Here is a 23,467-nt window from a genome sequence, read left to right as displayed (position 1 = left end):
ACCACCCTGGCACGAACCCACCGCTTCGGTGTAGTGCCTCGGTGCTGCACAATTGGAACCATGACGCGGCTGCTCACGCACGACGACGGCACGATCCGCAGGAAGCTGCTCGATGCGGTCGAGCCGGCGCGCGAGGCAGCGGTGCGGGACGCGGGCGCGGGTAACGTGGGCGAATACGCCGGTTCCGTGGGCGAGGACGCCTTCGCGGTCACCCACCTGTTCGACTCGACGCTGCCCGGGTACCGGGGCTGGCGCTGGTCGGTGACGGTGGCCACCGCCGACGACGAGGCGCCCGTCACGGTCAGCGAGGTCGTGCTCACCCCGGGACCGGACGCGATCGTGGCGCCGAGGTGGGTTCCGTGGGCCCGGCGGGTGCGCCCCGGCGACCTCGGCATCGGTGACATCTTCCCCACGCAGCCGGACGATCCGCGGCTGTCGCCCACGTACGCGACGCTCGACGACCCCGAGGCCGAGGAGGCCACGCGCGAGATCGGTCTCGGTCGCGTCAGGGTGATGTCGCGGCACGGCCGGGAGGAAGCCGCCACGCGCTGGCACCGCAGCGAGTTCGGCCCCCGCTCCGACATGGCGCGCAGCGCACCTGCCACGTGCGGGACGTGTGGCTTCTACCTTCAGCTCGCCGGGTCGCTGCGGTCGGCGTTCGGTGTGTGCGGCAACGAGATCTCGCCCGCCGACGGGCACGTGGTGCACGCCGAGTTCGGGTGCGGCGCGCATTCCGAGGTGGAGGTCGAGACCAGCCCGTCGGTGCCCGTGGCCGAGCTCGTGTACGACGACTCGCTGTTGGACGTGGAACCCGTGGCGGAACCGTCGGCGGTTCCGGCAGGTGACCCCGGCGCCGAGACGGGCGACGCGGGCGAAGCGGAGGCCAGCGACGAGACGGGCGGTGAGACGGGCACTGCCGCCGACGATGTGGCTGCGGAGCAGTCGTCCGAGGTCGCGCCGGCCACGCCGGCCGTGCCGAGCACACCGGACCCGAGCGCCTGAGTGGAAAGGCCATCGGAAGGCCTGCTGTCCATCGACGAGCTCAGGCACGCGGTACTGCGGTCGTGGCGGGAGTCGCCGACCCGGTTCACCGAGGACACCAACGCCGAGCGCGACCTGCGGGTCGGTGCCTACCGCGACCGCGTGTTCGTGGAGCTGGCGCAGAACGCGGCGGACGCCGCCGCCGCCGCGGGCGAGCCCGGCAGGATGCGCGTGCGGGTGGTCGACGGCGAACTGCGGGTGGCGAACACGGGTGCCCCGCTCGACCGGCGTGGCATCGCCGCGCTCGCCTCGCTGCGCGCCTCGGGCAAGGAGCCCACGGGGTCCGCAGGCACCGTGGGCAGGTTCGGCGTCGGGTTCGCCGCCGTCCTCGCGGTCACGAGCGAACCGCGGATCGTCTCGCGCACCGAGGGTGTGGCGTTCTCCGAGGCCCGCACGCGCGAGGTGTGGGACGCCGACGAGGTGCCGGTCCTGCGGCTGCCCTGGCCGTTGCCCGACGACGAGCCCCCGCTGCCGGACGGCTTCGACACCGAGGTGCGCCTGCCCCTGCGCGACGGGGCGCGCGACGCGGTGGAGCGCATCGAGGCCATCGAGGCCATCGAGGCCGAGGTCGCGGACGTGCTTCTGGTGCTGCCGTGGCTGGTCGAGGTCGAGGTCGAGGGACGGCGTTGGGCGCGACGTGCCGACGGCGCCGAGGTGGTGCTCTCAGTCCCCGACGGCCGCCACACGCGCTGGTTGACCCACCGGGGGCGGGGATGCGTGTGGGCGGTCCCGGTCACCGACGGCGGTCGGCCGCGGCCACTGGACGAGGACGTGCTGCACGCCCCGACTCCCACCGACGAGCGGCTGTCCCTGCCTGCCCGGTTGCTCAGCACGGCGGTGCCGATGGAACCGTCGCGGCGGAGGGTGCTCGCGTCGGCCGACTCGCCGGACGTGCGGCGAGCGCTGCTGGCGGCGGCCGAGGCGTACCCGGGGCTGGTGCGGTCGCTGCCCACCGAGCACCGCCTCGCGCTCGTGCCGCCTCCCCGCTTTCCCGCCTCGGACGTCGACGGACTGCTACGCGACCTCGTGACCGAACGCCTGGCCGACGACGAATGGTTGCCGTCGGCGACCTCCGGCCTGCTGCCGGGTCGCCGGGCCCGGGTGCTCGACGTCGCCGCGCCGCGCCTGGTGGAGCTGGTGGCCGACGTGGTTCCCGGACTCGTCGCCGCGCCGCTGTGCGGGCGCGAGGCGGCACGAACGGCGGCGGTCGCGCAGGCGCGCGGCCTCGGGGTGGCGGAACTCGTGGACGTGGTGGGTGGTCTGGTCCGGCCGCCGGAGTGGTGGCGGGAGCTGTACGCCGAGCTGCTCGCTGCCGTCGATCGTGCCGAGGTGGAACTCGACGAGCTCGGCGCTGTGCCGGTGCCGCTGGCCGACGGGCGCACCCTGCCCGGGGCCCGCGGGGTGCTGCTGGCCGACGACACGGTGGGTGATCTCACCGAGCTCGACATCCCGGGCCTGCACATCGCCCACCCCCAGGCCGCCCACCCACTGTTGCGGCGGCTCGGCGCGGCGAACGCGGGACCCGCGGAGTTGCTGCGCGCCCCAGCCGTGACCGAGGCGGTCGCCCGCAGCGTCGAGGACGCGCTGGCCGGGCTCGACGTGGAGCCGCTGGTCGACGCGGTGCTCGGGTGGGTGTCGGTGACCGGTGAAGCGCCCGGCCTCGGAGCGCTCGCGCTGCCGACGGAGACGGGCAGGCGGCGGGCCGACGAGCTGCTGTTGCCGGACGCCAGGCTCCTCGAAGTGCTGCACCCCGACGCCGTCGGCGACGACGCGCCGCTGGACGTGCTCGCCGCCGACGTGGCGCGCCGCTGGGACCGCGAGACGCTCCTTGCCTGTGGTGTGCGCGACACGTTCACCGTGCTCGACGGCCAGAGCGATGTCGGTGATGTCGGCGATGTCGACCCCGACGCCCCACCCGTGCCCGATTTGGATCTCGTGGCCGACGACGCGTGGCCCGCCGCCGTGCGGCTGCTCGCGTCACAGCCGGACACCTGGCGTGCGTTGACGGCGCCGGATCGGCGCCTGCGCGACTGGCTGTCGGTGAACGCGCTGCTGGACGGCCGAGCTCCGAGGCAGTGGCGGCTGCCGTCGGCCACCGAGCTTTCCGGTCTGTTCGACCCCGTGCCCGACGTGGGGCTGACCGAGGACCTGCTCGCGTCGACGGGAGTCCGCACCGAACTCGCCCTGGACGCCGACCACGCCGCCGAGGACGCCGAGCTGCTGTGCGCGCGGCTCGGCGAACCGGCGCGGACGGTGCCCGTCGGACTCGCGCTGCGCGCCCACAGCATCCTGGCGGAGGTCTCGCCGGAGGACGTGGAACCGCCGGAGCGGGTGCGCACGCTCGCGGGCACGGTGTGTGATCCTGCCGACGCCGTGGTGCTCGACGCACCGTGGCTTGTCGCCGTGTGGCCCGCGGAGCGGCTCGTCGCGGCCGCCGACTTCGCCGACGCGCCGGCGCTCGCCGACGTTCTCGACCTGCCTCTCGCGAGCGAGGAGACCACCGCCACCGTCGACGGGAAGGACGCCGAGCCGAGCTTCGCGGCGTGGTCGGAGCTGCCCGCGATCGTGGAGGTGGCCGACCTGACGGGAATCGGCGTTCCCGCCGGTGGCGTGCTGATTCACGAGGAGTTGACCGTCGCGGGGACCCCGGTGCCGTGGTGGCTCGACGACCTGGGTTCCCTGCATGCCGCGGACTCACCGGAGGGGCTGGCGCGCGCCTTCGCGTGGGCCGCGGACCGGTGGTCCGAGCGGATTTCGGTGGAGCGGCTCCTCGACGATCCCGACCCCCGCGCGGTGCTCGGGTGACGTGTGGTCCATGTGAAAGTACGAGCGGTGACTGTGCTAAAGGTTTCGTTGGGCAAAACGCGACCCTCTGCGGGACGCGGCGCGCTGCCACACCATGATTCCCATGCCCACCAGGCCGAGCCCGCCGCCCGCCAGGGTCGTCCACAGCCACACGCCGTGGACACCGGCGACCAGAAGCACCACGAAGGCGACCAGCCAGAGGACGGTGCCGACGGTCACGGGAATCCAGAGGCTGACCACTGATGTCGGCAGTTCAGGCGTAGGACGAAGCTGTCCTGCGGTCTCCGGTGGGTTGTTCGGTTCGTCCACGTGGGACAGGCTACCGCTGCCGTTGACGATGCAAGGCAGGTGACGATGTCAGATGTGACCGCGCAGGAACGGCGGTCGGGGCTCGACCGGTTCTTCCGGATCAGCGAGCGAGGATCCACCGTCGGCCGCGAGGTCCGCGGTGGTCTGGTCACGTTCGTGACGATGGGTTACATCATCGTCCTGAATCCGCTCATCCTCGGCAGCTACTCGCCCGACGACCCCGGCGCCGCCAAGGACATGACCGGGGCGATCCTGCCGGTCGACCAGGTCACCGCGGTGACGGCGCTCGTCGCGGGCGTGATGACCATCCTCATGGGGGTCGTCGCGAACTATCCCTTCGCGATCGCGGCGGGGCTCGGCATCAACACCCTGGTGGCGGTGTCCATCGCCCCGCAGATGACGTGGCCCGCGGCCATGGGACTCGTGGTCGTCAACGGCATCGTGGTCATGCTCCTGGTGGTCACCGGGGTGCGCACCATGGTGTTCAACGCCGTACCGCAACACCTCAAGGCGAGCATCGCGGTGGGCATCGGCCTGTTCATCGCCCTCGTCGGTCTCGTGGACGCGGGGTTCGTGCGCCGTATGCCCGACGCGGCGGGTACCACGGTGCCGGTGCAGCTCGGCATCGACGGCTCGATCGCGTCGTGGCCCACCTTCGTCTTCGTGGTGACGCTCATCCTCATGGGCGTGCTCGTCGCCAGGGGCGTCAAGGGCGCGATCCTGATCGGCGTCCTCGCGGGCACGGTGCTGTCCATCGTCATCGAGGCCGTCGTGAGCGTGGGCCCGTCCCAGGGCGTCAATCCGAAGGGCTGGAACCTCGGCTACCCGGCTCTGCCCGACGAGATCTTCGACCTGCCGGACCTGTCACTGGTGGGCGCGTTCAACTTCGACGCGTGGGTGCAGGTGCCGGCGATCACCGCGGCGCTGCTGGTGTTCACGCTCGTGCTGACCGACTTCTTCGACACGATCGGCACGATGACCGGGCTCGGTCACGAGGCGCGTCTGGTGGACAAGAAGGGACAGCTGCCCAACGTGGGCAAGGGGCTGTTCATCGACTCCGCGAGCGCCATCGCCGGTGGGGCGGCGTCGGCCAGCTCCAACACGGTGTTCGTCGAGTCGGCCTCGGGTATCGGGGAGGGTGCGCGCACCGGCCTCGCGAACGTCGTCACCGGCCTGCTGTTCATCGCCGCCATGTTCTTCACGCCGCTGTACCAGGCGGTGCCGATCGAGGCGGCGGCAGCCGCTCTGGTCGTGGTCGGCGCGATGATGGTGAGGCAGATCACCGAGATCGACTTCAAGGACTTCGCGGTGGCGCTGCCCGCGTTCCTGACCATCGTGATCATGCCGTTCACCTACTCCATCTCCAACGGCATCGGCGCGGGCTTCATCAGCTACGTGCTCATCCAGACCGTCACGGGCAAGGCTCGCCAGGTGCACCCGCTCATGTGGGTCACGTCCGCGGCGTTCGTCGTGTACTTCGCCATCGAGCCGATCCGGCAGGCGCTCGGCTGATCGGTCACGTCGCGGCGGCGCCGAGATCGACGTCGAGCAGCTCGCGCAGAGCTTCGCGGCCGTCCGGGGTGAGGCGCACGGCACGTCCCGTGCCGATGCGCCTCACCCAACGGCGGGCGATCAGCGACCGGCAGAGGTGCGCCCCCGCGGCGCCCGCGAGATGTGTGCGGCGTTCGGTCCAGTCCAGGCAGGGCTAGGCGACCGGCCTGCCGGTGCGGTGCAGGTCGGAGGACGGGACACCCAGTACATCGGCGAACCAGGTGGTGCCCTCCTCGGTGAGCGAGCAGCCGAGGGACACCTCGACCGGTCCGCGCGCGGCCATGGCGTCGGTCAGGGTGACGCCGAGTGTGCCCGCGAGGTGGTCGTAGCACGTGCGGCCCCGCGCGAGAGCGGCGGACGCGGTGACGGCGCGGAGACCTCGCGGTGGGCGACGGGGAGTCGCCGCGAGCTCGGCGTGAGCGACGAGGCTCTCGATCAGGTCGGCCACGTGGGGCCCGGCGAGTTGTACGTAGCGGTGCCGCCCCTACCTGCGTTCGACGAGCAGACCGCCCTCCACCAACCGTGTCAGGTGCTCGCTCGCCGTGGCCGGGGAGACCCCGGCGTCGTCGGCGGGTTCCCCGACCGTCCACGCCCGACCGTCGAGCAGCGTCGTGCAGAACCGGGCGCGCGTACGGTCGGCCAGCAGCGACGCCATCGCTGCCAGGTCGGTGTGGGATCCCATTCCCCGATCCTGCCGCCGCGACGTTTCGGTGGGCACCGAACCGTTCCGCGCCTAGCGTCCCCGGCATGCACATCGTGAACGAGCCGGGGGCGGTGGCCTGGCTGCTGAGCGACCGGCGCTACGCGGTCGCCGTCGCGTGCGGGACCGTCGACGGGATCGGTGTCCCGCTGAACGTGCTCTGGTATCTGGGCGGGCACCCGGTGGCGGAACTGGCCGCCCTCGGAGTGAAACGCATCAGCACGGGTTCCCAGCTCTGTCGCGCCGCTCGGCGTGCGGCGGTGGACCTCGCCCTCGAACTCGCGGACGCCTCCCGCGGCACGCGGTAGCGGACCGCCCGGTGCACGCGGGGGCGCGCTGCCTCCGGCCTGCGATCATGACGGCCGTCTCACCGTGGGAAGGGTAGGGAAGGCCAATCGTGAGGTATGCTAAAGATATGTCGGAAACTGCTGACGAACGATCACTGGCGAGTCGCCTGAGACTTGCGGTCGTTCGGCTGAACCGCAGGTTGCGGGCACAGCGAGCCAGTACCGACCTGTCGCTCACCCAGATCTCGGCTTTGTCGACCCTGCACAAATGCGGGCCGATCACGCCAGGCCAGCTGGCCGCCAGGGAAGGCGTGCAGCCGCCCTCGATGACCCGGGTCATCTCCGCTCTCGAGGAGATGTCCTACGTCGAGCGCAGCCCGCACCCCACCGACGGCAGGCAGGCGATCGTCACCCTGACCCAGGCGGGCCACGACTACGTGCTCGCGTTGATCTCCCGCAGGGAGGCCTGGCTGGACACGCGGCTGGCCGAGCTGAGCGACGAGGAGCGCCACGTGCTCTCCGAAGCAGCGGAAATCATCGAGCGCATGGCAGAACACGGCTGACCGCCGCGACGGCCATGCTCCTGACAGGAGGCGACCTCACCGCGTGAGTATCACGGGTAGCGAAGCGATCACATCCCGGAAGAAGCCCGCTATCCCCGATTCGCCCGCACCACCGCGCCCCGCCACCGACCGGAAGCGGGGCACGTTCGCGTCCCTGAAGGTCCGCAACTACCGCCTCTTCTTCGGCGGCCAGATCATCTCCAACGTCGGCACCTGGATGCAGCGCATCGCCCAGGACTGGCTGGTGTTCGAACTCAGCGGCTACAACCCCGTGGCGCTCGGCGTCGCCGTGGCGTTGCAGTTCGTGCCGACGTTGCTGCTGTCGCTCTGGGCGGGGGTGCTCGCCGACCGGGTCGACAAGCGCAGGCTGCTCATGGCCATCCAGACCGGCGTCGCACTGCAGGCGCTCGCGCTCGGGGCTCTCGTGCTGGGTGGCGCGGCGCAGCTCTGGCAGGTCTACGCCCTGGCCTTCGTGCTCGGAACGCTGTCGGCGCTGGAGGTGCCGACGCGGCAGGCGTTCGTGTCCGAGATGGTGGGCCGAGACCAGGCGGCCAACGCGGTCGCGCTGAACTCGTCGATCTTCAACCTGGCCCGCATCGTGGGGCCCGCCATCGCCGGCTTCGTGATCGTGTTGGTGGGCACGGGTTGGCTGTTCGTCGCCAACGCCGTGAGCACCGTCGCCGTCATCGCGGGACTCGCGCTGATGAACCCGGCGGAGTTGTTCCGGGCGCCCGCCGTCGCTCGCGCGAAGGGGCAGCTCCGGGAGGGGCTGCGGTACGTGCGGGGCAGGCCCGACCTGATGACCGTGATGGTGCTCGTGTTCTTCGTGAGCACGTTCGGCATCACGTTCTTCACGTCACTGGCGATCGTCTCGGCCAACGTCTTCGGTACCGAGGCCGACGGCTACGGCATGCTGTCCACCCTGCTGGCCGTGGGCACCTTCACCGGGGCGCTCGCCGCCGCTCGGCGGGGCAGCAGGGGAAGGCCGAGTCTGAAGGTGCTCCTGACCTCGGCCGCCGCGCTCGGCGCGATCGAGTTCGTCGGGGCGTTCATGCCGACCTACCTGACGTTCGGGCTGGCTCTCGTGCCGTTGGGCTTCGCCACGATCACGTTCCTCAACACGGCGAACGCGCTGGTGCAGACGACGGTGAGCCCGCAGATGCGGGGGCGCGTGATGGGGTTGTACGTCCTGGTGCTGATGGGTGGCAACCCGCTCGGGGGCCCCATGACGGGTTGGCTGGCCGAGGTGTTCGGCGGGCGTTCGCCCTTCTACGTCGGCGGGGGTGTCGCCCTCGTGGCGGCGTTGGTGTGTGGGTACTTCGCCTACCGGGCACGCCAGGGGAACGACTCGGCGCAAACCCTTGTCCATCGCATGAGGTTAGGCTAACCTCAGTTGTGTCGCTTCGTGGTGGGAGTGGCAGTCAGTTCGGGAAACGAGACGAGGCCCCGCACAACTCGTGCGGGGCCTCGTTCGTGTCGGTGATGTGGCCGAGGTGGCCGGTGCCGGTCAGCCCAGCAGCAGGCCGTTGCGCCCGGCCTTGGCGTCCTCGAAGCGCCTACCGATCTCGGCCCAGTCGAACACGTTCCACAGGGCGTTGACGTAGTCGGGCTTCACGTTCTTGTACTGCAGGTAGAACGCGTGCTCCCACACGTCCACCAGCAGGATCGGGGTGGTCGGCAGGATGAGGTTGTTGTGGTGGTCGCGCAGCTGCTGAGTGATCAGCGTCTTGCCGATCGGGTCCCACGACAGCGCGCCCCAGCCGTTGCCCTGGATCGTGGTGCAGACCGCGGTGAACTGCGCCTTGAACTTGTCGAACGAGCCGAACGCCTCGTCGATGGCGGCGGCCAGCTCGCCGGTCGGCTTGTCGCCGCCGTTCGGCGACAGGATCTTCCACCACACGACGTGGTTCGCGTGGCCGGCGAGGTTGAAGGCCAGGGTCGTCTCAAGACCGACGATCGAGGAGAAGTCGTTCGCTTCCCGTGCGGCGGCCAGCTTCTCCAGTGTCTGGTTGGCGCCGTTGACGTAGGTCTGGTGGTGCTTGCTGTGGTGCAGCTCGTTGATCTCGCCGGAGATGTGCGGCTCGAGGGCACCGTAGTCGTAGTCGAGGTCGGGAAGCTCGTACGTGGGCATGAGCCCTCCTTTGTATCTCGCGAACCAAGCCTTTACGTCGCTGCCCAACCTAGTAGCCACTGGGTGGGCAGGCTAACCGGGGCGTGACGAAGTTGACCTTGCAAAGTGGAGCTAGGTGGAGGTCAAGCAGGTGTTAGCACGAACACACGCGCGAACCGCGCCGTCAGTCCACCGGCCACGAGTGCACGGGCTCACCGGAGCGGGACAGCTCCAGGTAGCGGGAGAGCATGGTGGCGAGCGCGGCCTCGCGGTCCATGCCACGTTCCTCCGCCCGCACCACGGTGTCGCGCTGCCAGACGCTGCCGGTGCGCTGGCGCAGGCACCGCTGCTCGATCACGCCGAGGTAGCGGTCGGCGACGGCGTCGGACACGTCCGAGTTCCGTAGCCCCTCCCTGGCCAGGGGCAACAGCACCCGCAGCGCGAGCTCGTCCGGCGGGATCCAGCCGATTCCCGGCCAGTAGAGGTGCGCGTCGAAACCGTTGCGGGCGCCCGCGTAGAGGTTCTCCTCGGCGGCCTGGAACGACATCTGTGTCCACACTGGCCGTTCCTGCTCGGCGAGCGCCCGCTGCGCGCCGTAGAAGAAGGCGGCGTTGGCCATCACGTCCAGCACGGTCGGGCCCGCGGGCAGCACGCGGTTCTCCACACGCAGGTGTGGTTTGCCGTCCACCACGTCGTACACCGGGCGGTTCCACCGCCACACCGTGCCGTTGTGGAGCCGCAGTTCGGTGAGCTTCGGGACCTCGCCCGACTCCAGGGCCTCCATCGGGTCCTCGTCGTCGGTCTCGGGCAGCAGGCCGGGGAAGTACCGGACGTTCTCCTCGAACAGGTCGAAGATCGACGTGATCCAGCGCTCGCCGAACCAGACCCTCGGCCGCACGCCCTGGTTCTTCAGCTCCTCGGGCCGGGTGTCGGTGGCCTGCAGGAACAGCGGGATGCGCGTCTCGTGCCACAGCGCCTTGCCGAGCAGGAAGGGCGAGTTCGCGCCGAGGGCCACCTGAACACCCGCGAGGCACTGGGCGGCGTTCCAGTGTGCGGCGAACTCCTCCGGCGCCACCTGCAGGTGCAGCTGCACCGACGTGCACGCCGCCTCCGGCAGGATCGACTGCGCGAACGAGCGAAGCCGCTCCGGCGCCCGGTCGGGCAGCCCCACGCCTTCCAGCGACAGCAGGGGCTGCTCCCCCCGAGAGGCGAGGATCTCGTCGTTGAGCAGCGAGTAGCGCGCGCTGTTGGTCAGCCACTTCTGGTCGAAGTGCTCCGACTTCAGCGTCGGCAGCACCCCGATCATCGCGACGAGCGCGCCCGCCTCCCCCGCCTTCCGGTGCGCCCTGTCGAGGTAGCTGTCCAGCACCGACTCCAGCCGCAGCGCGGAGGTGCCGTCCAGCGGGCACGGAGGCACGTTGAGCTCGATGTTGTGTTGCGAGAGCTCCGTGGTGAAGGAGTCGTCGTCCAGCGCGTTCAGCACCGCCGTGTTGGACATCGACGGCCGCATGTCCTCGTCCACGAGGTTCAGCTCGACCTCGAGTCCGATGTGTTTGCGCGGGAACGTGAAGCTGCCGTCGGAGAGCATTCGCGCCAGGGTGTCCAGGCAGCGTTGCACCTTGCGGCGGTAGCGCCCCCGGTCCCTCGGGGTGAAGGCGTCCGGTGACACGTCCTTACCCATGGGATGTTCCTTCTCCTGCTCGGCCTCGGCTCACCCGAACGCCTTGGCGTTCCTTTGCCAGGCGGCAACGTTGGCACACCCGAGAAGCCGCCACTAGCGGCCAAACCGGTGCACTCCGTCACCTCGACATGACTCAGCGCACGCAAAGGCCCGTTCGTACGACCGGGCTACCCAGCATTCGGAGCACCGACTCCTGGGGGGAAGGAGGAGTGCGACACTCCCGGCGTGGCCAAGCTGACCGAGATAGCCGACGCGGCGGACCCCCGACTGGACGACTTCCGCGACCTCACGACCGCCGACCGCAGACCCGATCGGCCGGGAGGACGTGGCCTGGTGATCGCGGAGGGCGTCGTGGTGGTGCGGCGGTTGCTGAGTTCGGCCTACCCACTGCGTGCCGTGCTCGGAGTGCCTCGCAAACTCGACGAACTCCGTGCCGACCTCGCGGACTTCGACGTGCCCGCCTATGCCACCTCGGCGCGGACCATGTCCGACGTCGTCGGGTTCCACCTCAACCGGGGCGTGCTGGCCGTCGCCGACCGCGCGCCCACACCGTCGCTCGCCGACGTGGTCGACGGCGCGAGGGTGCTCGCCGTGCTGGAGGGCGTGAACGACCACGAGAACCTGGGTGCGATGTTCCGCAACGCCGCCGCGCTCGGCGTCGACGGCGTGCTGCTCGGCGCGGGCTGCGCCGACCCGCTGTACCGGCGGAGCGTCCGCGTCTCGATGGGGCACGTGCTGCGTGTGCCGTTCACCTCCGTGCCGGCATGGCCGGACGCGGTCGAAGAACTGCGGCGGCGTGGTTTCCACGTCGCCGCGCTCACTCCACGTTCCGACGCGATAGCTTTGCGTGATGTGCGCCGGTCCGGGTTCGATCGGATCGCGCTGCTGCTCGGCTCGGAGGGACACGGCCTGTCACAGGAGGCTCTCGACGCCGCCGACAGCGCCGTGCGCATCCCGATGGCGTCCGGCGTGGACTCGCTCAACGTCGCCACGGCGGCCGCTGTTGCTTTCTACGAGCTGACGAGGTGAGGTGCGAGAAGAGACGCGGGTGAGCAGGTGTGAATGAGGCCGAACTGCTGGTACGTGACGGCCACGCCGTCATCGTCGGCATCGTACGGAGTGGACAGGGTGAGGCGGACGGGACGAGTGAGGCGACCGTGGTCGCCGAAGGCGGAGGGGGTGGTGAGGTCGCCGGTCTCGACGACGTGGTCGGTGCCGATCTCGCCGAGGCCCTCGACGAGTGGGCCCGCGTGTGCGCGGCCGTCCGGCGCACCGGTGGCGGCGCGGGCCGGGAGGTCGTGTCCAGGCGGGGCAGGCAGCTCGTGAGCCGGGTGGCGGCGGCGCTCGACGAGCCTGTGCGTTACCGCGATCCCATGACCGACGAGACGACACTCGTCTCCCCGCCGCGTTCCGGCGCGCACCCGGTGCCTGCCGCCCCGGAACGCGAGCGGGGCGGCACGGTGGTGGACCCGACGCTGTGGGCCACCGGGCTGACCGTCGCGGGGTTCGTCGCCGTGTGCGTCGTCGTGGCGATGCTCGCCCTGGCCTCCACGCTCGCGTCGGAGACGACCGGGTGGGTCGCCGTCGTCGCCGCGGCCGTGGTGACGGGAGGGCTCGCGCCGTCGCTGTGGCTGGGGCGACGCGTGCCCGTGGTGCGGTGGATCGTGCTCGGCGCCGTCGTCGGCACGGCGCTGTCCTGGATCGGGGTCCTGCTGATCGCCTTCACCTGAGCCGCCCGACGCCGTGCCCGCACTTCCCGCACGCGTGTCCGCAGCTCGGCATCCGGGTTCGCGCCCTTGTTGCGGACAGGCGTTCACGGACTGCGGACACGCGTGCGCAGCCTGCGGACATGCGTACACCAGCTGCGGACACGATGTCGGGTGCTCGAACTGCGACAACCGTTCGTCGGCGTGACCAGGTCGCGGGTACGGGTTGGACCGATCGGAGCACCGGGTAGTTTGACCCCATGTCTTCCGCCACGAATACAGACTCGCCCCATGTCGTGGTCACGGGCGGTTGCGGCTTCATCGGACGCGCGGTCGTCGCCGCCTTCCGGCGTCGCGGCGCACGGGTGACGATCGTGGACCGGGAACTCGTGACGCCGCACGACGAGGGAGTCGTCGCGGTGCAGGGCGACCTGGCCGACCCGGAGGTTCGGGAGCGCGCCGTGGTGCCCGGCATCGACGGCATCATCCACCTCGCGGCCGTCACCTCGGTGCTGCGCTCGAAGGAGATGCCCGCGAAGACGTACGCGGAGAACGTCGGCATCACCCACGAGCTGCTGGAACTGGCGCGGATGCACGGTGTGCGGCGGTTCGTCCTGGCCTCGACCAACGCGGTGGTCGGCGACGTCGGCACGAGAACCATCACCGAGGACATGCCGTTGCAGCCGCTCACCCCTTACGGGGCCACCAAGGCGGCCTGCGAGATGCTGCTGTCCGGTTACGCGGGCACCTACGGTATGGCCACGTGCGCGCTGCGGTTCACGAACGTCTACGGCCCCGGTATGAGCCACAAGGACAGTTTCGTGCCGCGGCTCATGCGAGCCGCCCTGTCGGACGGCGGGGTGAAGGTCTACGGAACCGGCGAACAGCGACGCGACCTGGTGTTCCTCGACGACGTCGTGCGCGGCATCGAACTCGCCTGGGACAGGGAGCACGCCGGCAGGGCGATCATCGGAGCGGGCCGGTCGGTGTCGGTGCTGGAACTGATCGACACGGTCAGGGAGGTCACCGGGTGTCCGATCCCCGTGGAGCACGTGCCCGCGCCGGGTGGTGAGATGCCCGCGGTGGTCGTGGACGTCTCCCGCAGTGCGGAGACCATCGGATACCGCCCGGCGTACAGCCTGCGGGACGGCCTGGCCGCCACCTGGCAGTACTTCCTCGACCACGACAGGCAGAAAGTGTTCTGAGTGATCGGCTTCCTCCGCCGCCACTGGTTGCTGTTCGTCCTGCTCGCCGGTGGTGTCACACTCCGTGTGCTGGTGTGGCTGGCGTACGAGCCCGCGCTGCTCTACATCGACAGCTTCCGGTACCTGGACAACCTCGACGCGCTGCGGCCCACCGACCTGAACCCGTTGGGTTACACGGTGGTGCTGAAGGTGCTGTTCGCCTTCGGTGGGCTGGCGTTCGTCCAGGCGGTACAGCACGTGGTGGGCGTGTTGCTCGCCGTGTCGCTGTACGCGCTGACGCTGCGGTACACGTCGCGGCGGTGGATCGGCGCGCTCGTGGCGGCGCCGGTGCTGCTGGACGCCTACCAGCTCCAGATCGAAGCGCTCGTCATGTCGGAGGTCTGGTTCCAGGCACTCGTGGTCGGCGCGTTGTGGGCGCTGCTCGGCCGTGGTGAGCCGACCTGGTGGCGGGCCGGTCTCGCGGGGGTCCTCATCGGGTTCGCTGTCGTCACGCGGACCATCGGGTTCACGCTCGTGGTGCCGATGGCGGTCTACCTCGTGCTGGCCGGTGGGGCCTGGCGCAGCAAGGCGGGGTGGAGGCGAATCGGCGTCCGGGGCGCGGCCGGTGCGCTCGGCGTCGTGGCGGTGCTGTTGCCGTACTCGGCCTACTTCTACTCACAGGCAGGTTACTGGGGACTGACCGGGGCCACCGGCAACGTGCTCTACGGGCGCACGGCCAGCATCGCGGACTGTTCCGAACTGCCCCCCGACGACGCCGGGCTGCAACTGTTCTGCCCCGACGAACCGGTGGCCGAGCGGCAGGGGATCGACTACTACACGCACTTCGTGTACGGGAACCCGAACTGGCCGCCGGGGGGACTGCCCGACGAGCGGACCAAGGAGGAGCTGGCCAACCAGTTCGCCAAGGAAGTGGTGCTGAACCAGCCGGTCGACTTCGTCGGGTCGATCCTGAGGGACTTCGCGAAGAACTTCGACCCGATCAAGCGCACGCACCACAACGACGTGCCGGTGGAGCGCTGGCACTTCCAGCTCACGTACCCGTACTACAACATCGGCGACTCCACGCTCGAGGCCTACAACGCGACGACGTACGCCTACGACGGGGTGCTGCCGAGGGCGAACACCGACCTCGCGTCGTTCCTGCGCGGTTACCAGCTCGGCGGCGGCTACACGTGGGGGCCGCTGCTCGCCGTGTTCGCGCTGCTCGGACTGTTCGGTGCGGCCGGTGTCGGCCGCGCCCGTCGCTCGGGGCTGAGGTCGGCCGCGTTCCTCGCCACGGGCAGTGGTTTGATCATCCTGCTGGGAGCCGCGTCGTTCGAGTTCTCCTGGCGGTACCAACTCCCCGCGCTGGTGCTCCTTCCCCTCGGAGGGGCGCTGGGACTCGCCGCGATCCTGGGGGCGCGGGCGGAATCGGTCGGCGCGGCGACAGGACGGAGGCCCAAGATGGACGACTACCCCGACGACGTCGACGCCGAGGCGGTGGCCGACTTCCGGCAGCGCTACGGCAACAGCCCGCTGACACCGCTGGTCGTGGTGATCGCCGCCTACAACGAGGCCAAGGGCATCGGAGCGGTTCTGAGGGAGATGCCCACGCACTGCGGTGATCTTCCGGTGTCCACGCTGGTCGTGGTCGACGGTGCCACCGACGACACCGCCGAGGTGGCGCACGAGGCCGGTGCGTATGTGTGCGTGGCCAAGCGGAACCGGGGGCAGGGCGCGGCTCTGCGGCTCGGCTACCACCTCGCCACCGAGTGCGGAGCCCGCTACATCGTCACCACCGACGCCGACGGGCAGTACGACAACAACGAGATGCCGATGCTCGTGAAGCCGCTTCTGGACGACACGGCCGACTTCGTCACCGGTTCGCGCAGGCTCGGCAGTTACCAGCACGACAGCGCCATCCGCTGGCTCGGCGTGCGCGTGTTCTCGTGGCTCGCGTCGCTGCTGACCCTGCGCAAGATCACCGACACCTCGTTCGGCTTCCGCGCGATGAAGGCCGAACTCGCCACGTCGGTGACCCTGCGCGAACCGCAGTACCAGTCGTCGGAGCTGCTGCTCGGCGTCATGGCACGGGGTGCGCGGGTGCTGGAGGTGCCGATGACCATGCGGCTGCGCAACAACGGCGCCAGCAAGAAGGGCCGCAGCGTCTCCTACGGTGCCAACTACGCGCGCGTCATGACGGGGACTTGGCTACGCGAATACGTGTTGCGTGGCGGAAAACGAGCCGGTCGAGCAGTGCGAACTTCATGAAGAAGACGATCGCGTAACTGCCGAGGAACACCGCGTCGAGCACCACGATGCGAAGGAGACCGGACAACTCGAGAGGTTCGGTGAACCACCCGGCGAGCGTGGTCAGGCCCACCGAGGCGAGCCCCGCCAGGCCGATCACCACGAGGTACGGCACGAGTTCGCCCTTCACCGGCGGCGTGCCCTTACGGCCCCACGCCCAGCGCCGGGCGAGGAAGAAGTTGGGAATCGCACCCGCGACGAACGCCACGGCGCTGGCCAGTGCGGGTGCGGCCCCCCACCAGAGCAGACCGATGAGGGTGACCTGACTGATGCCGGTGGCGAGTGCGGAACTCGTCGCGGCCCGGAACAACCGGACCAGCAGGCGAGGGCGGCCTGCCTCCGCCGTGGGAGGTTCTTCGGCGGCCGTCGTAGCGGTGCTCACCCCTCCATTGTGCATACCCACCATTCAGGTGGCTCCGGAACGCCCGTATCCTCCGTGCGGGTTGATCTGTGTGCCCTAGTGGTACACGGTAAAGCTGATAGGTGGAAGAAGTGCACCTGACGGAGATTGAGATCGGGTGCACCGTAAGTAACGATCTGGAGGCAGTCGAGTCGTGCGAATCCTCGTTCTCGGTGGTGACGGATACCTGGGGTGGCCGACAGCCCTCCACCTTTCGGATTGCGGGCACGACGTCGCCGTCGTCGACAACTACGCTCGCAGGAAGTACGACGAGGAGCTCGGCTCCCAGAGCCTGGTCCCGATCGAGGACCTGGAGGTTCGCGTCGCGGCGTGGAAGGAGGTCTCCGGCAAGGAGATCCCGGCGTTCGTGGGCGACCTGCTCGACGCGGACTTCGTGTACCGCGTGGTGCGGGAGTACGAACCCGACACGATCATCCACTTCGCCGAGCAGCGCGCCGCACCGTACTCGATGATCGACCGTGAGCACGCCGTCTACACGCAGCACAACAACGTGATCGGCAACCTCAACGTCATGTACGCCATCGCCGAGATCAACCCGGAGATTCACCTGGTGAAACTCGGCACCATGGGCGAGTACGGCACGCCCAACATCGACATCGAGGAAGGCTGGCTCGAACTCGAGCACAACGGCCGCAAGGACCGGGTGCTGTTCCCGAAGAAGCCGGGCTCGTTCTACCACCTCACGAAGGTGCACGACTCGCACAACATCGAGTTCGGGTGCCGGATCTGGGGCATGCGGGCCACCGACCTCAACCAGGGTGTCGTGTACGGGCAGCAGACGGACCAGACCTCGCGTGACCCGCGCCTGGCCACGCGGTTCGACTACGACGCCGTGTTCGGCACCGTGCTGAACCGCTTCGTCATCCAGGCCGCGCTGGGCCAGCCGCTCACCGTGTACGGCAAGGGCGGCCAGACCCGCGGCATGCTGGACATCCGCGACACCGTCGAGTGCCTGCGGCTCGCCGTCGAGAACCCCGCCGACCGCGGTGAGTTCCGGGTGTTCAACCAGATGACCGAGAGCTTCTCGGTCAAGCAGCTCGCGGAACTCGTGGCCGAGACCTACCCGGGCTCCGTCGAGATCGACTACCTCGAGAACCCGCGCTGGGAACTCGAGGAGCACTACTACAACGTGAAGCACACCGGTCTCATCGAGCTCGGCCTCAAGCCTCACCTGCTCTCCGACACGCTGATCGAGTCGCTGTTCCCGATCGTGGAGCAGAACAAGCACCGCGTGAACCTGGAGAACCTTCTGCCGAAGGTGAAGTGGGCGAGCGCCAAGAACTCCTGAGCCCTACCGGAGAGCGGGCCCGCACCTACCGAAGGTGAGGGCCCGCTCTTCCGTCGTGTCCGCAGGTTGCGTACGGGAAGTGCGGACACGGTGTCAGCCTCGTTGGCTGCGCACTCCCAGAAGGACGTCCTCCCACGCGGGGACGGTGGGATGGTTCTTCTTGGGGTTGCCGTGCGCCGACGTGGGTTGCTCGGGCACGAACCCGTTGCTCGCCTGCTTGGCGGGCAACGGCGCCGAGGTGTCCTCGTCCGGATCGGACTCGACCGGCACGGGGATCGGAGCCTCGATCACCGTGGCCCCCTCGCGAGCGGGCAGGCCTGCGACGGTGGAGTCCGTGCCGCGCTGGCCGACCGCCCTGGGCAGGCGGTACGAGTCGGGGTCGAGCAGAGCCTCGGCCAGCTCGTCCAGGGCCGTGACGGTGCCGCCGTGGGCGCCTGGGGAGAAGGCCCAGCGCGCGCGGTTGTCCGACCGGCCGGCCGTCCACGTGAGACCGACGATCCACTTACCCTCGTCCGAGCGCCACGCGTCCCACTCGGCCTGCGTGTAGTCCTGCCCGCGCAGGGCGAACGAGTGTGCGACGATCTCGCCGAGTGTGCGCACGTCGGGGCCGTCCTCCCGGGCCGGATGTGCGTTCTGCGCGAGTTCCGCCGTGCGGGCGCGCTCGGCCAGCACCGGGTAGGCGAACCGCTCGACCCGGGCCCGCGACATGCCCGCTGCCGACGCGACCTCCTCGACGGACTCCCCGGCCCGGATACGGGCCTGGATCTCGCGCGGGCGCAGGGTGTTCTCCTGCTCGATCTCGAGCTGACCGAGCCGGGCGGTGTCCCCACGCGCTGCCGCACGCAGCCGTTCGTCCGCAGGCAGGAGGAACCGTTCGCGGCGCTCAGGGTCTTCGCACACGATGGACTTGCCGTCCTCGTGCAACCCGACCACTCGTAGCGTTCGCATCCCCGCCTCCGAAAGACATCACCTGTGTGGGTGCCCACGGTAGAACGGCGCGTCGCCTTGACGGGTGAGGCGCGCCGGGTCCCGAGTACATCCGTTTTCGATCGTGCTCGATACGGCCCGAATATCGGTTTTCGACGCGCCTCGTTACCCACTTTCCGTTCGGGTAAACGTGTCGATTACGACTTCGGCAGGTTCTCCACGACCCATTCCACGCACCGGGTGAGCGCGGTGACGTCGTCGGGCTCGATGGCGGGGAACATGCCGACGCGCAGCTGGTTGCGTCCGAGCTTGCGGTACGGCTCGACGTCCACGATGCCGTTGGCACGCAGCGTCCTCGCCACCAGCGAGGCGTCGACGGAGTCGTCGAAGTCGATGGTGCCGACCACCTGTGAGCGTAGGCCGGGGTCACTCACGAACGGCGTGGTGTAGGAGGTCTTCTCCGCCCATTCGTACAGCCGGTTCGACGATTCGCGCGTGCGCGCGGTGGTCCATTCCAGACCGCCCGCACCGAGCATCCACTCGATCTGGTCGGCCAGCAGGAACAGCGTGGCCACGGCAGGCGTGTTGTACGTCTGGTCCTTGCGCGAGTTGTCCAGCGCGGTGGGCAGCGAGAGGAAGTCCGGCACCCAGCGGTCGGTCGCGCCGATCTCACCGACGCGCTCGATCGCGGCGGGCGACATCAGCGCGATCCACAGTCCGCCGTCGGAGGCGAACGACTTCTGCGGAGCGAAGTAGTACACGTCGAAGTCGGCGGCGTTGACGGGCAGCCCGCCCGCGCCGGAGGTGGCGTCGATGGCGACGAGCGCACCGTCGCTGCCCTCAGGCCTGCGCACGGGGACGGCGACACCGGTGGAGGTCTCGTTGTGTGCCCACGCCACCAGGTCGGCGCCCTGCTGGTAGGCGATCTCCGGGGCGCTTCCGGGCTCACCCTTGACGATGATCGACTCGCCGAGGAACGGAGCCTTGTCGGTCACCTTGGCGAACTTCGTCGAGAACTCGCCGTAGGTGAAGTGCTGCGCCCGCTCTCGTACGAGACCGAACGCCGCCGCGTCCCAGAACGCCGTGGTGCCGCCGTTGCCGAGGACGACCTCGTAGCCGTCGGGAAGCCCGAACAGCTCGGTGAGCCCGGCGCGGACGCGGCCGACGAGGGACTTGACCGGCTTCTGCCGGTGGGAGGTGCCGAGGACGTTCGCCCCCTCCTTGGCGAGGTTGGCCAGCTGTTCGGGGCGCACCTTGGAGGGCCCGCACCCGAACCGGCCGTCGGAAGGCTTGAGGTCCGCGGGCAGGGTGAGGTCAACGGCTTCGGTCATACGCCCAAGTCTTCCACGCGCGGTCCGGATCTTGAATGCCCTGTCTCATCCCTCGGACTCGTCCGCTCCTGCCGGTTGCCACCCGCGTTCGTCGACCCCGCCCGGAACGGGGGCGCTCGCGTCGTACGGCGTGCGCGTGAAGACGAACGTGGCCAGGTCGAGGTGGTGCGGGCAGCCCTCGGCGTCCCTCGTCACGGCGAGTGTCTCGCCCGCGTAGTAGCCGTCGAGGCCGAGCCAGCGGTCGTCTCCGAGTGGCCGGAAGCGGGACGCGCGGCCCGCGCCGGTGGCGGGGGAGAGGTCGAGCCAGCCGTTCGGCAGCACCCTGAGGTGGTACGGCGAGGGACCCCAGTGCCACAGGCCGGTGAGTTCCAGCAGTGATTCCTCGACCGCGGAGGGGCGCCACTCGGCGGGCAGGGGCGGTTCGTGGTCGTCGGCCATCGCGATGAGGTCGGCGGTCAGGGAGAGGATGCCGACACCCGAGGTGGTGTTGGCGAACGCGACGGCGCCGGTGCGGGTGGCCGGGTCGATCATCGTGCACGCGAGGAAGCCCGGCATCGACCCGGTGTGGCCCGCGAGGCGTTTGCCGTTCGCGTGAACGAGCTGGAGGCCGAGCCCGTAGCCCGAGTTCCAGGCGCCGCTGTCGTCGATCACGGCGGCCTCGCGCATCTCGGCGACCGTGTCGGGGTGCAGTACCTCGCCGGTGTCGCCACCCACGAAGGCGGTCCAGCGCGCGAGGTCGTCGACGCACGACCACAGTTGCCCGGCCGGGGCCATGGCCCCGGCGTCGTGCTCGGGCTCGGGCAGGACGACGTCCGCGAACGGGTGCACGGCGTAACCCTTCGCGTGTCTGCCGCTCGGACGGTCGGTGGTGTGGGACATCTCCAGTGGCCGGAGGACCTCGTCGTGGACCGCTTCGAGCCACGAACCGCCCCGAAGCCGGGCCACCAGTTCGCCGAGAACCCCGTAGCCCACGTTGGAGTAGTGGAACCGGCGACCGGCGCGGTGCTTGACCTCGGCGGGCCCGAGGCTCGCGTTCAGCTCGGTCCAGCTACCGCCCGGCGTGCGCTCCCACCAGGCGCCCGGCGACTCGGACGTGAGCCCGCTGGCGTGGGAGAGCAGTTGTGCCACGGTCACCGAGCCGAAACTCGTGCCGGGCACGTGCGCCTCCAGCGGGTCGTTCAGGTGCAGCCTGCCCTCGTCTCGCAGCCGCATGACGACGGCGGCGACGAGCGACTTGGTGATCGAGCCGATCCGGTACAGCGTGAGGTTGTCCGGAGCGGCCGAGTCCACCTCGCCGCGCGCGGCCGACCAGACGAGCTCGCCGTCGCGGACCACGGCGGCCACGAGCGACGGCGCACGGCCGGACACCTGTTCGGTGGCGAGCCGGCGGAGCAGAGCGAATTCCGTGGTGGGCAGCAGCATGGCGGCTATTGTGCCGCGTGCTCGCCCCCGCGCGCCGTCTGCCCGCTCTGTAGTCGATGGATCACCAGCCCGACGGCGGCCAGCAGCAGGACCAGCAGCACCGTGCCGAGGTTGAGGCCGAGGCCGTTCGTGAACACGAACGCCAGCGCCCCCGCGAACAGGCAGTAGTAGACCATCGGGATGATCGTCTTGCGGATCGTCTCGCCCTCCCTGCCGAGAAGGCCGACGGTGGCCGAGGCGGCCACGACGTTGTGCACCGTGATCATGTTGCCCGCCGCTCCGCCGACGGCCTGCCCGGCCACGATCTTCTCGGGTGCCACCCCGATCTGCTCGGCCGTGGAGAACTGGAACAGCGAGAACATCAGGTTGCTCACTGTGTTGCTGCCCGCCACGAAGGCGCCCAGCGCCCCGATCCAGGGCGCCAGCACGGGCCAGGCGTCTCCCACGGCCGAGGCGGCACCGTCGGCGAGGGTGAGCGGCATGCTCTGGTAGCCGGTGGAGTTCTCGCCGGAGTTGATGAACACGCGCACGAGCGGTAGCGCGAACAGCAGGGCCACGGCCGTGCCCGCGAGTTGCCCGCCCGCCACCTTCCACGACGCGGTGATCTGCGAGCGGTTCATGCGGTGCAGCGCGTAGGCGGACACGCTGGCCACGATGAAGATGAATCCGGGCAGGTAGAACGGTTGCAGGCTCTCGTCGATCCCGGTGCCGAGAATGGAGTCGAAGTCCAGCGACAGTCCGGTGAGGAAGTCGGTGAGCGGCGTGACGGTGCGGGTGAGCACCAGCAACGCGGCCACGAGCAGGTAGGGCGCCCAGGCCCGCACGGGATGCATCCGGCGGCCCGCGACGTCGGCGTCCGGGGTCACCGCGCCCATCCAGCCGGGTTGCCAGCTCTCGCGGGGAGCGAAGTCCCACGGCTGCCGGGGCAGGAAGAGTCCCCGGCGCGCGGCGGTGACCACGATGCCCAGCCCGACGAGTCCACCGAGCAGGGAGGGGAACTCGGGACCGAGCACGGCCGCGACCGTCACATAGGGCACCGTCATGGCCAGTGCCGAGAAGAGCGCGAACTTCCACACGCCGAGGCCGTCGGCGAACCTCGCCAACCGCGGCTTGTCGCCGGCACCGAAGAAGCCGGTCAGCAGGCACACCAGGAAGAGCGGCACGAGCGTACCGATCAGTGCGTGAACGACGGCGGCGTCGAGTGCGATGCTCGCGATGTAGTCGGGCATGGGCAGCCCCAACACCGCCGCCCGTTCCTCGACGGCCGCGCTGCCGGAGAGCCCGTCGGTGACGCCCACGAGAACGGGAGTGCCCACGGCCCCGAACGTCACCGGAGTGCTCTGGATGACGAGCCCCACCATCACGGCCGCCATCGCGGGAAAGCCGAGTGCCAGCAGTAGTGGTGCGACCACGGCGGCCGGCGTGCCGAAGCCCGACGCGCCTTCGATGAAACTGCCGAACAGCCAGCCGATGATCACTGCCTGTACGCGGCGGTCGGCGCTGATGTCGGTGAACGTCGCGCGGATCGTGGCGAGCGCGCCACTGCCGGACAGCGTGCCGAGCAGCAGCAACGCACCGAACACGATGTAGAGCAACCCCGCCGCGAGGATGAGACCCTCGATGCTCGACGCCGCGATGGTGACCGGCTCGACGCCCCACACGAACGCGGCGATGGCCACGACGACGGCGAAGCCGATCGGCATCGCGTACTTGGCGGGCCAGCGTAGGCCGACGAGGAGGAAGCCGATGACCGCGATGGGACTCAACGCGATCAGACTCAGCACTGCCAGGTTGTCCATGCCCATCGTCCTGCCCGCCCCGCCTTCATTGG

19 protein-coding genes and 1 pseudogene are annotated in these 23,467 nt (G+C 69.9%); 11 read left to right on the top strand and 9 right to left on the bottom strand.

Annotated features, from left to right (window positions below; translation table 11 throughout):
• The first annotated feature begins 60 nt into the window (after nt 1-60).
• A complete protein-coding gene (locus SACCYDRAFT_RS21925; protein WP_005459527.1) occupies nt 61-1,002 on the top strand; it encodes a DUF3027 domain-containing protein in 942 nt (313 codons plus the stop codon).
• Entirely contained in the window at nt 1,003-3,846 is a 2,844-nt protein-coding gene (locus SACCYDRAFT_RS21920) for a sacsin N-terminal ATP-binding-like domain-containing protein (RefSeq protein WP_005459524.1), read from the top strand.
• Nucleotides 3,847-3,882: 36 nt separating this feature from the next.
• Here SACCYDRAFT_RS21920 and SACCYDRAFT_RS21915 read toward each other — a convergent pair whose 3' ends face one another.
• Entirely contained in the window at nt 3,883-4,098 is a 216-nt protein-coding gene (locus SACCYDRAFT_RS21915; RefSeq protein WP_083844819.1) for a DUF2530 domain-containing protein, read from the bottom strand.
• A 102-nt stretch (nt 4,099-4,200) separates the two neighbouring features.
• Between SACCYDRAFT_RS21915 and SACCYDRAFT_RS21910 the strand changes: the two genes are divergently transcribed.
• A complete protein-coding gene (locus tag SACCYDRAFT_RS21910) occupies nt 4,201-5,667 on the top strand; it encodes an NCS2 family permease (RefSeq protein WP_005459518.1) in 1,467 nt (488 codons plus the stop codon).
• Between the two features lie 4 nt (nt 5,668-5,671).
• Here SACCYDRAFT_RS21910 and SACCYDRAFT_RS21905 read toward each other — a convergent pair.
• Nucleotides 5,672-6,388 (bottom strand): annotated as a pseudogene (locus tag SACCYDRAFT_RS21905) (ArsR/SmtB family transcription factor).
• 65 nt (nt 6,389-6,453) lie between these two features.
• Between SACCYDRAFT_RS21905 and SACCYDRAFT_RS21900 the strand changes: the two are divergent.
• From SACCYDRAFT_RS21900 to SACCYDRAFT_RS21890, 3 genes are all read left to right on the top strand, one after another.
• The gene (locus SACCYDRAFT_RS21900) at nt 6,454-6,714 is read left to right on the top strand and encodes an isocitrate lyase/phosphoenolpyruvate mutase family protein (protein ID WP_005459517.1); all 261 of its coding nucleotides are present in this window, start codon (nt 6,454-6,456) and stop codon (nt 6,712-6,714) included.
• A gap of 107 nt (nt 6,715-6,821) precedes the next feature.
• Nucleotides 6,822-7,256: a MarR family winged helix-turn-helix transcriptional regulator gene (locus SACCYDRAFT_RS21895; RefSeq protein WP_005459516.1), complete on the top strand. Its 435-nt coding sequence runs from the start codon at nt 6,822-6,824 to the stop codon at nt 7,254-7,256.
• Nucleotides 7,257-7,299: 43 nt separating this feature from the next.
• Entirely contained in the window at nt 7,300-8,643 is a 1,344-nt protein-coding gene (locus SACCYDRAFT_RS21890) for an MFS transporter (RefSeq protein ID WP_005459515.1), read from the top strand.
• A gap of 120 nt (nt 8,644-8,763) precedes the next feature.
• On the opposite strand, the gene SACCYDRAFT_RS21885 is transcribed toward SACCYDRAFT_RS21890, so the two are convergent.
• Nucleotides 8,764-9,387: a superoxide dismutase gene (locus SACCYDRAFT_RS21885; protein ID WP_005459514.1), complete on the bottom strand. Its 624-nt coding sequence runs from the start codon at nt 9,385-9,387 to the stop codon at nt 8,764-8,766.
• A 163-nt stretch (nt 9,388-9,550) separates the two neighbouring features.
• Nucleotides 9,551-11,047 (bottom strand): glutamate-cysteine ligase family protein, encoded by a 1,497-nt coding sequence (locus SACCYDRAFT_RS21880; RefSeq protein ID WP_005459513.1) that lies wholly within the window; start codon nt 11,045-11,047, stop codon nt 9,551-9,553.
• Between the two features lie 225 nt (nt 11,048-11,272).
• On the opposite strand from SACCYDRAFT_RS21880, the gene SACCYDRAFT_RS21875 reads away from it, so the two are divergent.
• The 4 genes from SACCYDRAFT_RS21875 (at nt 11,273) to SACCYDRAFT_RS21860 (ending at nt 16,208) form a co-directional block, all read left to right on the top strand.
• Entirely contained in the window at nt 11,273-12,076 is an 804-nt protein-coding gene (locus SACCYDRAFT_RS21875) for a TrmH family RNA methyltransferase (RefSeq protein WP_005459511.1), read from the top strand.
• A 29-nt stretch (nt 12,077-12,105) separates the two neighbouring features.
• Nucleotides 12,106-12,777 carry a DUF2537 domain-containing protein gene (locus SACCYDRAFT_RS21870; RefSeq protein ID WP_005459510.1) on the top strand — a complete coding sequence of 224 codons (672 nt, stop codon included), beginning with the start codon at nt 12,106-12,108 and terminating at the stop codon, nt 12,775-12,777.
• A 236-nt stretch (nt 12,778-13,013) separates the two neighbouring features.
• Entirely contained in the window at nt 13,014-13,958 is a 945-nt protein-coding gene (locus tag SACCYDRAFT_RS21865; RefSeq protein ID WP_005459503.1) for an NAD-dependent epimerase/dehydratase family protein, read from the top strand.
• Nucleotides 13,959-16,208: a glycosyltransferase gene (locus tag SACCYDRAFT_RS21860; protein ID WP_005459502.1), complete on the top strand. Its 2,250-nt coding sequence runs from the start codon at nt 13,959-13,961 to the stop codon at nt 16,206-16,208.
• On the opposite strand, the gene SACCYDRAFT_RS21855 is transcribed toward SACCYDRAFT_RS21860, so the two are convergent.
• Nucleotides 16,132-16,653, bottom strand: a complete 522-nt coding sequence (locus SACCYDRAFT_RS21855; protein ID WP_005459501.1) for a GtrA family protein — start codon at nt 16,651-16,653, stop codon at nt 16,132-16,134. The genes SACCYDRAFT_RS21860 and SACCYDRAFT_RS21855 overlap by 77 nt on opposite strands.
• A 148-nt stretch (nt 16,654-16,801) precedes the next feature.
• On the opposite strand from SACCYDRAFT_RS21855, the gene SACCYDRAFT_RS21850 reads away from it, so the two are divergent.
• The gene (locus tag SACCYDRAFT_RS21850; protein ID WP_005459500.1) at nt 16,802-17,956 is read left to right on the top strand and encodes an NAD-dependent epimerase/dehydratase family protein; all 1,155 of its coding nucleotides are present in this window, start codon (nt 16,802-16,804) and stop codon (nt 17,954-17,956) included.
• A gap of 93 nt (nt 17,957-18,049) precedes the next feature.
• Here SACCYDRAFT_RS21850 and sepH read toward each other — a convergent pair whose 3' ends face one another.
• From sepH to SACCYDRAFT_RS21830, 4 genes are all read right to left on the bottom strand, one after another.
• Nucleotides 18,050-18,904: a septation protein SepH gene (sepH, locus tag SACCYDRAFT_RS21845; RefSeq protein WP_005459499.1), complete on the bottom strand. Its 855-nt coding sequence runs from the start codon at nt 18,902-18,904 to the stop codon at nt 18,050-18,052.
• Nucleotides 18,905-19,080: 176 nt separating this feature from the next.
• Nucleotides 19,081-20,214, bottom strand: a complete 1,134-nt coding sequence (serC, locus tag SACCYDRAFT_RS21840; protein WP_005459498.1) for a phosphoserine transaminase — start codon at nt 20,212-20,214, stop codon at nt 19,081-19,083.
• A gap of 45 nt (nt 20,215-20,259) precedes the next feature.
• Nucleotides 20,260-21,636: a serine hydrolase domain-containing protein gene (locus tag SACCYDRAFT_RS21835; RefSeq protein WP_005459497.1), complete on the bottom strand. Its 1,377-nt coding sequence runs from the start codon at nt 21,634-21,636 to the stop codon at nt 20,260-20,262.
• Nucleotides 21,637-21,641: 5 nt separating this feature from the next.
• Complete coding sequence (locus SACCYDRAFT_RS21830; protein ID WP_005459496.1) at nt 21,642-23,435, bottom strand: L-lactate permease; 1,794 nt, start codon at nt 23,433-23,435, stop codon at nt 21,642-21,644.
• Nucleotides 23,436-23,467 lie beyond the last annotated feature (32 nt).

This window comes from Saccharomonospora cyanea NA-134, from assembly GCF_000244975.1.
In the GTDB taxonomy this organism is placed as follows: domain Bacteria; phylum Actinomycetota; class Actinomycetes; order Mycobacteriales; family Pseudonocardiaceae; genus Saccharomonospora; species Saccharomonospora cyanea.
This window is presented reverse-complemented; position numbering and strand designations above follow the sequence as displayed.